Origin of the sequence: Lactobacillus helveticus DSM 20075 = CGMCC 1.1877 (assembly GCF_000160855.1) — a bacterium.
GTDB classification, from domain to species: domain Bacteria; phylum Bacillota; class Bacilli; order Lactobacillales; family Lactobacillaceae; genus Lactobacillus; species Lactobacillus helveticus.
In genome coordinates, this window is record NZ_GG700753.1 from 163,103 (window position 1) to 178,688 (window position 15,586).

Annotated in this window: 12 protein-coding genes; 1 reads left to right on the forward strand and 11 read right to left on the reverse strand. The window is 37.4% G+C overall.

The features are described from left to right. Positions 1-22: 22 nt before the first annotated feature. From pyk to HMPREF0518_RS04440, 3 genes are all read right to left on the reverse strand, one after another. On the reverse strand, positions 23-1,792 hold the full coding sequence (pyk, locus tag HMPREF0518_RS04430; protein WP_003626535.1) for a pyruvate kinase: 1,770 nt from the start codon (positions 1,790-1,792) through the stop codon (positions 23-25). A 33-nt stretch (positions 1,793-1,825) separates the two neighbouring features. Continuing rightward, positions 1,826-2,788: a 6-phosphofructokinase gene (pfkA, locus tag HMPREF0518_RS04435; RefSeq protein WP_003626536.1), complete on the reverse strand. Its 963-nt coding sequence runs from the start codon at positions 2,786-2,788 to the stop codon at positions 1,826-1,828. Between the two features lie 167 nt (positions 2,789-2,955). Continuing rightward, entirely contained in the window at positions 2,956-6,063 is a 3,108-nt protein-coding gene (locus HMPREF0518_RS04440; protein ID WP_023191565.1) for a DNA polymerase III subunit alpha, read from the reverse strand. 116 nt (positions 6,064-6,179) lie between these two features. Here HMPREF0518_RS04440 and HMPREF0518_RS04445 point away from each other — a divergent pair, with 116 nt between their 5' ends. Continuing rightward, complete coding sequence (locus HMPREF0518_RS04445) at positions 6,180-6,398, forward strand: YjzD family protein (protein WP_003626540.1); 219 nt, start codon at positions 6,180-6,182, stop codon at positions 6,396-6,398. 59 nt (positions 6,399-6,457) lie between these two features. On the opposite strand, the gene HMPREF0518_RS04450 is transcribed toward HMPREF0518_RS04445, so the two are convergent. From HMPREF0518_RS04450 to uvrC, 8 genes are all read right to left on the reverse strand, one after another. Further along, positions 6,458-8,020 carry a bifunctional metallophosphatase/5'-nucleotidase gene (locus tag HMPREF0518_RS04450; protein ID WP_003626541.1) on the reverse strand — a complete coding sequence of 521 codons (1,563 nt, stop codon included), beginning with the start codon at positions 8,018-8,020 and terminating at the stop codon, positions 6,458-6,460. Positions 8,021-8,078: 58 nt separating this feature from the next. Next, the gene (gene rpmF, locus HMPREF0518_RS04455) at positions 8,079-8,264 is read right to left on the reverse strand and encodes a 50S ribosomal protein L32 (protein WP_003626543.1); all 186 of its coding nucleotides are present in this window, start codon (positions 8,262-8,264) and stop codon (positions 8,079-8,081) included. A 101-nt stretch (positions 8,265-8,365) separates the two neighbouring features. Beyond that, a complete protein-coding gene (locus tag HMPREF0518_RS04460) occupies positions 8,366-8,617 on the reverse strand; it encodes a lipopolysaccharide assembly protein LapA domain-containing protein (RefSeq protein WP_012211807.1) in 252 nt (83 codons plus the stop codon). A 6-nt stretch (positions 8,618-8,623) separates the two neighbouring features. Further along, positions 8,624-9,418: an SDR family NAD(P)-dependent oxidoreductase gene (locus HMPREF0518_RS04465; protein WP_003626547.1), complete on the reverse strand. Its 795-nt coding sequence runs from the start codon at positions 9,416-9,418 to the stop codon at positions 8,624-8,626. Beyond that, the gene (rnz, locus tag HMPREF0518_RS04470; RefSeq protein WP_003626549.1) at positions 9,415-10,353 is read right to left on the reverse strand and encodes a ribonuclease Z; all 939 of its coding nucleotides are present in this window, start codon (positions 10,351-10,353) and stop codon (positions 9,415-9,417) included. The genes HMPREF0518_RS04465 and rnz overlap by 4 nt, the downstream gene beginning before the upstream one ends. A gap of 18 nt (positions 10,354-10,371) precedes the next feature. Then, entirely contained in the window at positions 10,372-12,300 is a 1,929-nt protein-coding gene (locus HMPREF0518_RS04475) for an acyltransferase family protein (protein ID WP_101511679.1), read from the reverse strand. Positions 12,301-12,314: 14 nt separating this feature from the next. Further along, positions 12,315-13,619 carry a GTPase ObgE gene (obgE, locus tag HMPREF0518_RS04480; RefSeq protein ID WP_003626551.1) on the reverse strand — a complete coding sequence of 435 codons (1,305 nt, stop codon included), beginning with the start codon at positions 13,617-13,619 and terminating at the stop codon, positions 12,315-12,317. 79 nt (positions 13,620-13,698) lie between these two features. Further along, the gene (gene uvrC / locus HMPREF0518_RS04485) at positions 13,699-15,501 is read right to left on the reverse strand and encodes an excinuclease ABC subunit UvrC (protein WP_003626552.1); all 1,803 of its coding nucleotides are present in this window, start codon (positions 15,499-15,501) and stop codon (positions 13,699-13,701) included. Between the last annotated feature and the right edge of the window lie 85 nt (positions 15,502-15,586).

Genomic DNA, 15,586 nt, shown 5'->3' on the forward strand with positions numbered 1-15,586 from the left:
TCTATATTTTTTTATCTTTTAATTAAAGGTTTGAGATTTCGCCTTGGTAGATAGCACCACGACGAGCGTCAACAGTAATAGTTGAACCATCAGAAATCTTTTCAGTAGCGTTAGTAGTACCAACAACAACTGGGATACCTAATGATAAACCGATAACTGCAGCGTGTGAAGTCAAACCTGAAGCTTCAACAACTAAGCCTGAAGCCTTCTTGATAGCTGGGTTGTAGTCTGGGTCAGTAGTCTTAGCAACTAAGATGTCGCCTTCCTTAACCTTGCTGTTAGCTTCTTCAGCTGAGTTTGCTACAACAGCCTTGCCGATAACTGAACCGTTACCAACACCTAAACCTTGAACAAGCTTGTTACCGATAATTTGTAACTTCATCAAGTTAGTTGTACCTGAGTCACCAACTGGAACACCAGCAACGATGATTACAAGGTCGCCATCCTTAACAAAGCCCTTTTCCTTAGCTACCTTAGCAGCTACTTCAAACATGTCATCAGTTGACTTAGGCTTTTCAGTCAATAATGGTTGTACACCCCAAACGATACCCAATGAGTGTTGGATCTTTTCATCGAAAGTCAAAGCAATGATGTCTGCGTTTGGACGGTACTTAGAAATCATACGTGCAGTGTAACCTGAGTTAGTAGCAGTAATGATAGTCTTAACACCTAATTCTTGAGCAGTACGTACAACTGATTCACCGATAGCTTCAGTTACGTTTGAACCCTTGTAAGCTTCGAATCTTTGAAGTGCTAAAGTGTTACGCTTAAGCATTTGTTTTTCAGTACGTTCGTCAATTTCAGCCATTGCCTTAACAGCCTTAACTGGGTAAAGACCGTTTGCTGATTCACCTGAAAGCATAGTTGCGTCAGTACCATCAAGAACAGCGTTAGCAACGTCAGAAACTTCGGCACGAGTTGGACGTGGGTTTTCTTGCATTGAGTCAAGCATTTGAGTAGCAGTAATAACTGGCTTACCAAGTGCGTTAGCCTTGCGGATTAAGCTCTTTTGTACAAATGGAACTTCCATAAATGGAATTTCAACACCCATGTCACCACGAGCTACCATCAAACCATCTGAAACTTGTAAGATTTCGTCAGCGTTGTCAATACCTTCTTGTGATTCAATCTTAGGGAAGATCTTAACGTAATCTGCGCCAGCTTCTTCACAAAGCTTACGGATGTCTAAGATGTCTTGAGCCTTACGTGCAAATGAAGCAGTAATGAAGTTAATACCGTATTGTAAACCGAACTTAATGTCGTCAGTATCCTTTTCAGTGATACCTGGAAGGCGGATTTCAACACCAGGAGCGTTAACACCCTTCTTTGAGCCGATAACACCAGTGTTTTGAGCTTCACAAACTAATTCTCTCTTAGCGTCATCCTTTTCTTTAATCAAAAGGTCAACCAAACCATCGTCGATTAATACGTGACCACCAACGTGAGTATCATCGTACAAACCTTCGTAGGTAACGTGGATCATGTCCTTGTTACCCTTCTTGGTGTCGTCCATTGATACACGGATCATATCACCGGTATTAATAGTAAACTTACCGCCTTCTTGTTCAGTGGTTCTGATTTCAGCACCCTTAGTGTCAAGGTCGATGCCAAGAAGTATACCAGTATCCTTTTCCACTTGACGAACCATCTTCATACGAGCAAGGTGTTCTGGGTGATTACCGTGTGAGAAGTTGAAACGGAATACGTTTGCACCAGCTTTAGCTAAAGCAGTAATAGTTTCAATATCGTTTGAAGCTGGTCCTAAAGTACTAACAATCTTAGTTTTCTTCATTATTAAAAAAATCCTCTCCAAAAATCAACTAAATTAATATTTAGTCATTTCTTCATTTACATCCAATAACGCATAATCGCCATGGTGTTTTCCGTCAAACAGATCAAGAATGTCGTGGGTACTAAGTTGACCATTCTCCATGCCGACAGCTAAACCGCCCTTCCCATCGAGAAGCAACTTAACAGCATAGTTACCCATCTTAGTAGCATTAACTCTATCTGTGACTGTTGGTGAGCCACCACGTTGCATATGCGCAAGGACATTAGCACGAGCATCAAAATCGCCGTATTTAAGTAATTCATCCTTAAACTTATCAGCGGTCATGACACCTTCTGCTAAAACAATAATACCATGATCTTTGCCATCTGCAAAACCACGAGTGATAGTTTCTGCAATTTCTTTAACGTCGTATGAACGTTCAGGAATAACAATTGCATCTGCACCACTAGCTACACCAACACGCATAGCGATATCACCACATTCACGTCCCATTACGTTAACAACGAAAACGCGGTGGTGACTACTTGCTGTGTCGCGAATCTTATCAATTGCGTCCATAGCAGTACGACAAGCAGAATCAAAGCCAATCGTGTAGTCGGTATAAGGAATATCATTATCGATAGTCCCTGGTAAACCAACTGAGTTTACGCCGTGGCGAGTCAAGGCTAAAGCACCGTGGTAAGATCCGTCACCGCCAATAACGATAACAGCATCAATACCATGTTTCTTCAATTGCTCAACACCCTTTTGTTGCACTTCTTCTTGTGCAAATTCAGGGAAGCGGGCACTGTACAAAAATGTACCGCCTTCACTTATCTTGTGGTCAACATTTTCCGTAGTAAGCGGAACAAAGTCACCTGCAACCAAACCAGCGAAACCATAACGAATTCCAAAGACTTCAAGTCCATGATGGATAGCAGTCTTGGTGACAGCTCTAATTGCTGCATTCATACCAGGGGCGTCTCCGCCACTAGTTAAAATACCAATCCGTTTCATGAATTCACCTCATCATGATTATATTTTGTGTAATTTCTCACATCAAATAAATATTAACATTTTTTCACCCAAAAATCTCACAAAAATTGGGCTAAATTGCGGTTTATTTTCATTTATAAAATGTTAGCACTTACATGCAAAGCAAGAATAACTTATTCTTTTACAAATTATTCTTTAAAATTTACTTTTCGCAAATTGGTAAGCAGATATTGCTTTTTATTTTGGTCAAAACGATCTCCTTGCACGCGTAAACCTAATAAATAAATGTCACCGACTTTTAATTCTGTACCAAATTTTTCATAAATTCGAGGAAAAATCACAACCTCCTGCTCACCAGAAGTATCAGCAAAGCTGGCAAACGCCATATTTTTGCCATTTTTGGTTCTAATTTGCTTGAACCTGATCAATTTGCCCACTCCAACTCCTGATTCATTCAATTGGAATTGATTTAACGGTCTGCTATTAAATTTTTGAGCAAATTTTTGAACAGCAATTAAAGGCGAAGTAGTTGTCGAAAAGCCTAAAACTTTTTCTTCCATTGCAGCTTTTTCTGCACCCGTTGGTTCGTCTGCTGGCTTAAGCGGTGCATTCCCCAATATTTCAGATAAAGAAATATTTTGACCTGTCAATTGCACATTAGCAATTATTTCATCGCAATTAACCAATAATTCATTGCGATTTTTTTCAAGCCCATCAAAAGCACCAGCCATAATTAAAGCCTTGATAGCATCAGCTTGCAAAAACTTAGGATCGATTCTACGCAGAAAATCATTTAATGATTTATAAGGCTTAGTATTATCTGCAATTTCTCTAGCAAAATCTACTCTTAAACCTTTAATAGCCTTCAATCCAACCAAAATCTGTTTATTTTTCAAAGCATATTCCAAACTGCTGTGATTAATATCAGGAGGCAAAATCTTAATATTAGCTTCCTGCGCCTGCATAATATAATCTTGTGCCTTAGCTCCAGCAGCCGAATTTAACATCGCCGTATAAAAAGCTGCAGGATAATGAACTTTTAAATAGGCTAGCCAGTAGGCAATTTTTGTATAAGCAACGGCGTGGGAACGGTTAAATCCATAATTAGCAAACTGCTCAATATATTGATATACCCGCTCCGCTACAGCCTTGGTATGGCCTTGTTTGATGGTGCCAGCAATGAACTTGCCTTTTTCCTGCTCAATTACGTCTTGCTTTTTCTTAGACATGGCACGCCGCAAAATATCAGCCTCACCTAAAGAAAAGCCAGCCAAAATTTGTGCCGTTTGCATTACTTGTTCCTGATAAACCAAGATGCCATAAGTTGGCTGCAATATTTTCTTCAAACTAGGATCAGGATATCTGACTGCCTCTTGCCCATTCTTTCTTCTGACAAAGGCATCGATATTTTGCATTGGACCCGGACGGTATAAGGCATTCACCGCTACTAAATCTTCAAAATTATCAGGATGAAGCTTACGTAAAACTTGGCGAATACCACCTGATTCGAATTGGAAGACAGCATCTGTTTTTCCTTGTTGGAAAAGTTGCAGAGTTTGTGCATCATTTAAAGGAATTTGATTAGGATCAATCTTTATGCCTTGCTGACGAATTAAATTTAAAATATTGCCCAATACGGTTAAATTACGCAATCCCAAAAAGTCGATCTTAAGCAAACCCAAAGATTCAACATACTTTTTAGTTTGTTGAGTAACAGGGATCCCCAATGGGCCTGCCTGCAGGCCTGAAATTCCCGCAATTGAATTGTCACTGATTACGAGTCCAGCAGCGTGAATAGAATAGTGGCGCGGTAAGCCTTCCAAACCTAAAGCCGTTTTAAACAGCAATTTATTTTCAGGCGTAGCATCGACTAATAAACGCAATTCTCGCGACTGTTGATATGCCTCTTTTAATGTGATCTTGCCTTTGGAATAAGGGATTGCATCTACCCATTTTTTGATCTCAACCATCGTTAAGCCAAATACTCGACCGACATCCCGCAATGCCTGCTTTGCAGCCAATGTCCCAAACGTCAAAATTTGTGCTGCATGATCCATTCCATATTTTTGATACATATATTTAATTACAGTATCTCTTTGAACATCGGGAATATCCAAGTCAATATCGGGCATTTCATGACGAGATGGATTTAAAAACCGTTCAAAAAGCAAATTATATTCAATTGGATCAACTTCAGTAATTCGCAAAGAATAAGAAACTAGTGATCCACACGCAGAGCCACGCCCTGGCCCAGTAGTAATCTGAACGCGGTGGCAATAATTAATCACGTCCCATACAATCAAAAAGTAATCATCAAATCCCATTTGATTAATGACGCGCAATTCGTAATTTAATCGTTTTTGATATTCTGCTGGAATCTTATTTTGACCAAAACGCTGCTGCAATCCAGTTTGAGCTAAATAGTGCAGATATTCTTCCGAAGTGACAAACTTTTTTTGATGATATTTAGGCAAAACAGGCTTTTGAAAAACAACTTCCGCATTGCATTTTTCGGCAACCTGCCATGTGTTATTTACTGCATCGTCTAGATCAAATTCATGATATCGCTGGAGCAATTGCTCTGCTTCGACCAAATAATGTGATCCTTCTTGTTTAGCTAACGGCAAGGCATCCTGAATCTTGTCTCCTGTAGCAATCGCGCGCAACGTTTTTTGCAAAAATTGATCATGCGGATTCAAATACTCGCTATCTTCAGTTGCAAGCAGTGGTAAATCAAATTGTTTGCTTAAACTGCGTACATAATCAATATAATTTTGCATACTTGGATTGGCGTATACACCTAAATAAAGATCTGAAGTTAATTCTTTCAAATCTCGAATTAGGTCACTACCTAGCTGCTTATTTGTTTCAAATAAAGATAATAATTCACTTTTGGTATTGGCAGGAACAATCAGTAATAAATCCGCCAGGTATTTACTTAGATCTTTTAACGTTAAAACATTATTATTTTGTCCATTATCAGTTAGAAAATTAATCGCACTCGATAAGCGCAACAAATTATGATAACCTGCATTTGTTTTGGCAAAAGCAATTAAGTCGTATTTTTGCGTGCTATCAACCAAACCATTTAATCGCAACTGCATCCCTAAAAGTGGCTTAATTCCCGCTTTTTTAGCTAATTCATAAAAATTGACCAAACCATATGTCACATTTACATCAGCTAGTCCTACAGCTTGATAGCCCCTTTTCTTGGCTGTTTCAATTAAATCTGAAACTTTTGTAGGACTATCTAGCAAAGTAAATGAACTTAGGTTTTGAAGTGTTGCTACTTGCATAAAATAACCACCTTTCACTGCAGAAATTTATTAAATTAAGTATAACAAATTGCACTAATCTCGTTTGAAATTGAACCTTATTTTTGATAAAATTCTATTCGAAAGAAGGAATCAATATGGGTCGATATCTAGTCACAATTGTATGGAGCATAATCTACATGTTTGTTGTAGGCTTTATTGCTGGACCTTTAACTCAAAGTGCCTCGTTCAACGCCAACGATGTTAAGACTTGCTTAATCGTTGGCCTTATCTTCGGCATTCTTTTCTCAGCAATCATTGCAACTATTACTGCTCATTCACATAAGGACAACAGTAAATACAGTAAGTTAAAATAATTATTTAAAAAAGCAAAAACACGTGAGAATTCATAGTTCTCACGTGTTTTTTTTCTTAATTAATAGAATTTGTAGTTTTTCTTAATATCTACTTGAACATCGCCATGAGTTAAATATTCAATGAACATCTGAACATAATCCTTATCTAGCCTTGTTTCGATTTTATCCATGCTATATTCTGGATAGAATCCGCCACCCGTTGCACGATAATTGTTAACAGCCAAATGATAAATCTTGTCATCTTCAATTGGCTTGCCATGCAAAGTAAGCTTAGTTAAACGTTCACCCTCTGGCTTAGATAAATCAGTTTCATATTCAACTGGATAAAAGACATCAAAATTATAAAGCGTTGGCTTAGGCTTAATCCAGCGATCGATGAAGCCAATCTTGCCATCTTTATCTTTCTTCAAAAAGCCGGCGCTGTGTTCAATAATATGACGCAACTCTTTACCAGTCAGCTTAACTCGGCAAAGCTGGTAAGCGTTAGCATATGGATAATTTAACAAAACATCACGCATAGTAACTGTTTCATTAAAGCCCTTAGCAGTTTCACTCATGACAGCTGTAGCGGAAACATCTGCCTTAGTAAACCATAATTGCATTTGTTGAATCAGGTTAATGAAAGGTGCACCTTCAATTCGGCCCTTCATGGCATTTTCAATCCGTGCAGGCTTATTTAAATGAGCTATAGGCTTATCCAACCATTCTTGAGTTCTCTTGTCTAAATCAGCAATTTTTTCGACTACAGCAGGATCTGGAGCATAATCCTTAGTATCAATCAGCTTAGTCGTCATATTGGTGATATTTTTAGTATTATCATCAACTTCAACAATGACTTCTGCAACAGCTTCACCACGATAACCAGGTTGAACAATTGCAGTATTTTTAGTAACCAAATTCAAGCGACGGTGCTGATGGCCAGTTAAGAAAACATCAACTTCAGGAATTTCAGTTAAAATCTTGTATCCTTCATTTTCACCACGATGTGGTTCAGTAGCCTTTCCTGTTTCTGGATCACTTTCAAAGCCGCCATGATACATTACGGCTAGAATATCTACTTGAGGACGCAAAATTTTAGCATAATGCTTAATCTTCTCATATGCCGAAGCAAATTTTAGACCTGCAACATTTTCTTTAGGCTCCCAATGCGGAATGTATTGTGTAGTAATACCCAAAATACCAATTTTTAAGCCGTTTCTTTTAATGATGACATATTCACGACCAAAAAATGGCACTTCAGTTTCAGCATCCAAAACATTGTCGTTAATAATTGGAGCCTTGTTATTATCAACGTAATAGCTTAAGTAGTCTAATCCAAAATTAAAGTCATGATTACCCAAGCAACGTGCATCATAACCTACTGCATTATATGCTTCGGTGAACTTGCGCAAGTCACTATAATCACCCGTAGAATGGGCATATGAAGCTAGTGGAGAACCTTGAAGACAGTCTCCCGCATCAGTGACGACGACATTATTATCACCGTATTTCTTCTTCTCAGCCTTAATTACTGAGCTAACTCTACTTAAACTAAAAGGTGCATTATAATCAGTTTTGTTTTGATAATCAGTTGGCAATAAAAAGCCATGAGTATCACTTGAATGCAAAAATACTAATTTCATATTTCATTTTCCTTTTCTTAGGCATAAAAAAGACACCATCATTCCAGGTGCCTTTTAATTAGTTATTGCCGTTATCGTTGTTTACAACTTGACGACCCTTGTAATAACCCTTTGGTGAAACACGGTGGCTTAAGCGGTATTCACCAGTAGTTGCATCATAGTGCATTGCTGGAACACTCAACTTAATATGACCACGACGTGAACGTTTCTTTTGTTTAGAAGTATGTCTTGCAGGAACTGCCATTTAATTGATCTCCTTTATTGTAGTCTTAAGCTTCGGGATTATTTAACCCTGAATTACTCACATGATTCAATGATACTATTCAATTAAGAATAAATCAAGATCTATTCTTGGTTCTTCTTGTTTTTATTCAAAATTAAACCAAAATGTTGCTTATCTTTTTCTTTTTTATCACGGCCGAAAAACCAAGCAATAATCATACCGATAATTACCATTACTACCAAAATAACAATTAACGGTAATTTAACCTTAAAAAAGCCGAAATTAATTGCTACCGGTGAGGTATTTAAAACAACAAAAATCACCGCAATTAAAGTGATAATTGAACCTATAATTAGATTTTTTTCTTTTTCCATTTCCAATTACTTTCTAGAAGCAAATTTTAAAGAAAGCTTATCTCCAATTGATGGGAACAAGTTATAAAGTTTTGCTAATACAGCTAAGTTCAATGGCAAATTAAACTCACGTTTATCACTGCCGAAGAAATGAACAACTTGCCAAGCTACATCATCTGGATCAAGCATAAATTCTTGCACGTTTTCTACATAATTTCCTGTCTTATCAGCCACATTAAAGAAATTAGTATAAACAGGACCAGGGTTAACAGTCATCACCTTAACGCCAAATGGCATCAATTCTAGACGCAATACATTTGAGAATTGAATAACTGCAGCTTTTGAGGCGCTGTAAGCAGCTGATTTAGTGGTTGGGACCTTGCCTGCAATTGAACCAAAGTTAATAATTTGACCGTTCTTTTGTTCCATCATTACGCGGCCAACTAGTCTAGTGAAATACATCAAACCTAAAACATTAACTTGGAACATGTTAGTAACGTCTTGCATCTTTTGATGCATGAATTCCTCAAATTTACCAAAACCGGCACAGTTAACCAAGAAGTCAATATGCTTTACTTGTTTAGTAATTTCATCAAAAGTATTTTCAATTTCTTCTGGCTTGCCCATATCAGTTGGGAATACATATGCTTCAGCTCCAGATAATTCTCTGGCTTCAGCAGCAATTTCATCTAGTCGATCTTTTCTTCTTGCGATTAAAATCACAGTAGCACCACGGCCCGCACTTTCAAGTACAATTGAGCGACCAATACCACTAGAAGCACCAGTAATAATAACAACTTTATTTCTTAATGAATATTTCATTTTTCTGAACCTTCCATTGGAATATTAATTTGATCAAAATCATTAACTAATATTGTATTAGGGAAAACTTTTTTAGCTTGACTTTCGAGTTTCTTAGCTTTATTTCCCATATAACGAGCAGAAATATGACTTAAACATAATTTTTTAACATTTTCCTGCTTAGCAATTTTAGCTGCTTGAACAGAAGTTGAATGGTAATAATTATGTGCCATCTTAGCTTCATCTCCAGCAAAAGTTGATTCATGAACCAAAACATCTGCATCTTTGGCTAAGCGAGCAATGCTTGGTGTTGAACGAGTATCATAAATAATAGTCACGATTCTTCCAGGCTTTTCAGCACCTAAAAAGTCCTTACCGTTTAAAACTGTTCCATCAGCTAAAGTAACCTGCTCACCTCGTTTTAATTGACCAAGAAGTGGGCCGTTAGGAATATTATACTTTGCTAACTTATCAATTAAAAGTTCGCCGGGATGAGAATCTTCAACTACTCTAAATCCAAAGCTAGGTATTCTATGGTCTAATCGATCAGTATAAACGCGAAAGCCCTTGTCTTCACAAATCAAACCTGGCTTAGTCAACTCCACAAATTTAATTGGATATGACACTTTAGTTCTGGATACTTTTAATGAAACTTTGACAAATTGTTCAATACCAGGAGGGCCATAAATTGTTAATGGACCTACATCCCCTTGAAAAGATCTAGTTGAAAGAAGTCCCGGCAAGCCAAAAATATGATCGCCATGATTGTGTGAAATAAAAATTTTAGTAACTTTTCGCAATCTAATATTTGTTCTCAGAATTTGGTGCTGTGTAGCTTCTCCGACATCAAATAGCCAAATTTCATTTAGTTCATCTAGTAACTTAAGCGCGACACTTGAAACATTACGCTGCTTGGAAGGCTGTCCTGCTCCCGTGCCTAAAAATTGTAATTCCATGAAAATCCTATTCTAAACTTAAAATTTTGAATGTTTAATGATTGTCTTAGTAATAAAAGTACTGTAATATTTAGAACCCGTAATATTAGGATGAGTGTGGTCATCATAAAACCACTTAGGATGATCCTTTGAATATGAATACCAGTCAATAATTATAAAATTATGATAGCGTTTTGCACCTTGTTTTAGCAAATCATTTACAGGTCTTTGCCAATCACGTGTTGGAACATGCACATTGATCCAAAATACCTTTCTCTTAGGACCAACCTCTTGCATAATTCTATTCAAATCGTCCATTGAAAATGGTCCATTAGTACCTAAGCCAATCAATACATTATCCGCCAAAACACCTTGTCTCTTATAATTATCTAGCAAGCCAAAGGCAACATTTAATTGACGAGATACCGCTGCATCAATCAAGGCTTTAGGCATCAGCTGCTTAAGATCATTGCTTGAGCCAGCCATGACAGAATCTCCAATCGCAGTTACTTGCACTTTTTGTGCTAATTCCAAATCGAGTTGAGAAATACCATACTTAACATATGATTGGTTAACCGGATTGCTTTTCGCCTTCTCAGCCGCTTCTTTGATAATCTTCGAGTCGTTTTCTTTTTGCTTTTTTTGCTTTTTCTGTTTTTTCAGCTTTTCAATTAACTTGGCGTTATCCGATTTTTGTTTTTTAGCGTTACGATTTATTCTTTGAGCTAATTGACTCTTGTTAAAATCTTCTGCCTTAACATGTGGAGAAATAGCAATTGCCACACTGCCAAATATCAATACAAATGCTGCTAAAACTGCTTGAATTTTCTTTACATAGTTTTTAGCTTGCATATCAAAAACATGACCAAAGTATTGCTTAGTTTTCTTCCAAGTAATCTTGCTCATTGGTCTTTCAATCAAACGATAAGTAATTTCGCTAATGACTAAAATCAAAACCAATTCAATTACTCGATATAAAATAGGATGATCGCCTAAATTGTTAATTTTAGATTCAAAGAAAATCATTATTGGGAATTGGTAAAGATAAATACCATAACTTCTTGAACCAATCCAATCAAAAAGTTTGTTAGTCATGATTTGATTCCAATGACTGCCTGGATGGGCAATTACACCGGTAAAGATGCAGACAATTAATGAAAACAGCAACATCCCTCCACAGTACGCAAATGCTTGTTGCGGATTCATTGCCTTAGCAAAATACATTACTAGCAGCAAAATAAATGAAACCAGCCCAATCACATCTAACAGGATTCGATCTTGCTTAGGCACTTTCGGATTTAGCTCTTCTACCGGCCAGATAACAGCCAGAGCGGCACCTAAACCTAATGAGAAAAAGCGAGTGTCAGTTCCATAGTAAATTCGGTTAATGTCAGCCTTCGTCAAATACAAAATTGCCATTTCGATTGCTGACAGAAGAGAGACAGCTATCAAAAAGTAAAAAATTCTTTTCTTCTTTTTGACTAATTTAACCAATAAAAAGATAACTAAGGGCCATACTATGTAAAACTGCCCTTCAATAGACATCGTCCATAAGTTTGTAAATGGAGATTCATTATTGGCAAAACGTTCAAAATAGCTTTGACCATTATTAATCTGCCAAAAATTAAATACATTGAGCAAATTAGCAAAAACAATCTGATTTAATTTGGCAAGCAAATTCCTTTGAAAAAGGAAAATATAAGTCGCACTTATCCATAAAACTGCAATCAATTGCGGATAAAGTCTCTTAATTCTGTTTAAATAAAATCGGCGATTGTTATAAGTACCCGTCTGATCATATGAATTCAGCATATGATCCGTTACCAAATAGCCTGATAGAACGAAAAAAATCGGCACTCCCAGATACCCGCCGATAAAAGAATTAGGATCGAAGTGATAAAGTATTACTCCTATAACTGCTAATGCTCTAAGTCCAGAATATCCTGTAATAAACCGATTTCTTCTCATATTCATCTCTACCCTTATTGCACGAATTCAAAGACAAATTTGCCGATTGCAACATCATCACCATTGACTGCTCCCTTTTCACGCAATGCATCATCAACGCCCAATCTCTTAAGACGTCTTGCCAAACGCATAATTCCATCTTGGTGATCTAAGTTTGTCATTTGAACTAATCTTTCCAACTGTTCGCCCTTAACGACAAATTCGTGTTCTCCAACCTTTTCAACAGTAAACTCATTCTTTTGTGGTGCTTTGTACTTGTATTCCTTGGTCTTTTGAACAACCTTAGGTTCTTCTTCTGCACGCTCTTTTTCTACTTCTTCTACAAGAGTTGCAGTATCATTCATAAGTTTGCTTACACCTTTATGAGTTACGCTGGAGATCTCATAAACAGGCTCATTGTTGCCTTCTTCTTTTAAGGCTTTCTTAAATGCAGCCAATTTTTCTTCTGCTCCTGAAATATCCATTTGAGAAGCAACAATTAATTCCCGCTTTTTAGATAAGTCTGTTTCGTAATTTTTAAGTTCATTTTTAATAGTGTGATAGTCTTCGATTGCTTCACGACCATTATTAGGATCCATTGAAACCAAGTGTAAAATTACCTTAGTTCTTTCAACGTGACGCAAAAATTGAATACCAAGACCTACCCCTTGGCTAGCTCCTTCAATTAAACCTGGTAAATCAGCCATTGAGAAATCACGACCGTCTGGCAAAATCACCATGCCCAAGTTAGGGGTTAAAGTAGTAAATTCATAAGCTGCGATCTTTGGTTTAGCTTTAGTAGTTACTGATAGCAAAGTAGACTTCCCTACTGATGGAAATCCTACTAAACCGACATCAGCCAAAAGTTTTAACTCAAGACGTAAAACTCTGTCTTCGCCAGGTTCACCATTTTCAGCAATTTCAGGAGCGGTATTTACACTGGTAGCAAAGTGGATATTGCCACGGCCCCCGCGACCACCTTTAGCAACTACTAATTCTTGGCCTTTTTCAACTAGGTCGCCAATCAATTCACCAGTATTAAAATCATATACTGTTGTACCTACTGGTACCTTTAAATATAAATCCTTAGCTGCACGACCATATTGGGACTTTATTCGGCCGTTTTCACCACTATCAGCTTTAAACTTGCGCCGATAACGAAAATCCATTAAAGTACGCAAACCACTATCTGCGACAAAAATAATGCTGCCGCCGCGGCCACCATCACCGCCTGCTGGTCCGCCATTTGGAACATATTTTTCATGGCGGAAAGCCACCATGCCATCGCCGCCTTTTCCGGCTTGGACTTCAATTTTAGTCTGATCAACAAATGTAGGCATGTATATCTCTTCCTTCCGGTCACAATCTAACTTTTATACTATACCACACAAACACGCTCTACAGCGCGAATTCTAGGTTTTACAACATTAATTTTACAGTTTGTGCTTGGGGCAATGTCAACCCTGCCGCACGTAAATCATCTACTGAAGCTTCTTTAATCTTCTTCAATGAGCCAAACTTGCGCAATAACTTATTCCGACTCTTAGGACCAATGCCTTTAATTGAATCTAACCGACTAGATAAAGCATTTTTAGCATGTCTTCTGCGGTGAAAAGTAATTGCAAACCGGTGAACTTCATCCTGAATTCTTGTCATTAAATAAAAGCCTTCAGACTTAGGATTTAATGGGATCAATTTCAATGGCACGCCATTAATAGGATCACCAAATAATAAGTGATTAGTCCGGTGTTTATCATCCTTAACCATTCCGGCTACTGGAATATTCAAATTAAGCTCGTTTCGCAAAACATCTTCACAGGCATCCACCTGAATTTGACCACCATCCATTAAAATCAAATCTGGCATTTTCTTATGTTCTCGCAGTAAACGTCCATAGCGGCGGCGAACTACTTCACGAGTATTGCGGACTTCATCGCCACCGTTTTGATGCTCTACTTCGCCTTTTAACTTATATTTACGATAAGATGTTTTATCAGGTTCTCCATCTTTGAACACTACTAAAGCAGAGACAGGATCCGCACCTTGAATATGGGAGTGGTCAAAACTTTCAATAATGTGACCATATGGCAAGCCCAACGCATCAAAAATTTCTTTTTGTGCACCCTTGGTTTTTCGATTGCCTAGTTCTAATAATCTAAATTTATCATCTAATTTTAACTTGGCATTGTCTTTAGCCATATCAAGCAGTGATTTCTTTTGACCGCGTTGAGGCGTTCTAACTGGGACTGTTAAAACCTCAGCTAACGTATCATTATCAAATCCAGCTGGAATCAATACTTCTTTTGGAAGAACACGGTTTTTTTGACCATAGAATTGCACAATGAAAGAAGTAAATGCATCTTCTGGGTCAGTGGTATCGGTCAACGGAAACATCCGTGTCTCACGCCGCAACAATTTAGCCTGACGCAAGAAGAAGATCTGAATAGAGATCCAAGATTTATCAACGTAATAGTTAAAGATGTCACGCTGCGTATTATCATTAGAAATGATTTTTTGCTTTTCAACGGTTTCTTCAATGTACTTCAATTGATCGCGTATTTCAGCTGCTCGTTCAAACTCAAGCTGCTCAGAAGCTTGCTCCATTTTTTGAGTTAAATCTTGCTTGACTGCACCAATATCCCCATTCAAAAAGCGTTTAATCTTTTTAATCTGTTCGTCATATTCCTTTTGAGGCACCTTTTTAAAACATGCACCAAGGCATTGCCCCATATGATAATAAAGACATGGTCGTCCTTGATAACCGTGACAGCGTCTCAACGGAAAAACTTTTTGAATAAACTTTAAGGTAGCTTGTGCCGCATAGACATTGGGATAAGGGCCAAAATAATAGCCTACGTCTTTGCACACAATACTAGTTAATCGTGTTTGTGGATCATGTTCACGCGTAATTTCAATATATGGATAACCAGTTCCCTGCTTTAATTGTACATTATAATATGGTTGATATTTCTTGATTAAAGTAATTTCTAATAGAAAGGCTTCCTTGTCTGTAGAAACAGTAATGATATCGTAATCTCTGATTTCACGAACAAGTTCTGCTCTGCGTCCTACTTGCATACTCTTAAAATAAGAACGTACTCTATTTTTTAAATTCTTGGATTTGCCCACATAAATAACCGTACCATTAATATCTTTCATCAAATAACAGCCCGGTTTTTCTGGCAAAAGTTTTAATTTATTTTCAATTAATTGTGTTGCCATTTATTCTCATCCTAACAAAATTCGTATGTGATAGTTTACCACAGCTTTTTTAAGAAGATATTAACTTTGCTTATAAGTTATAGCC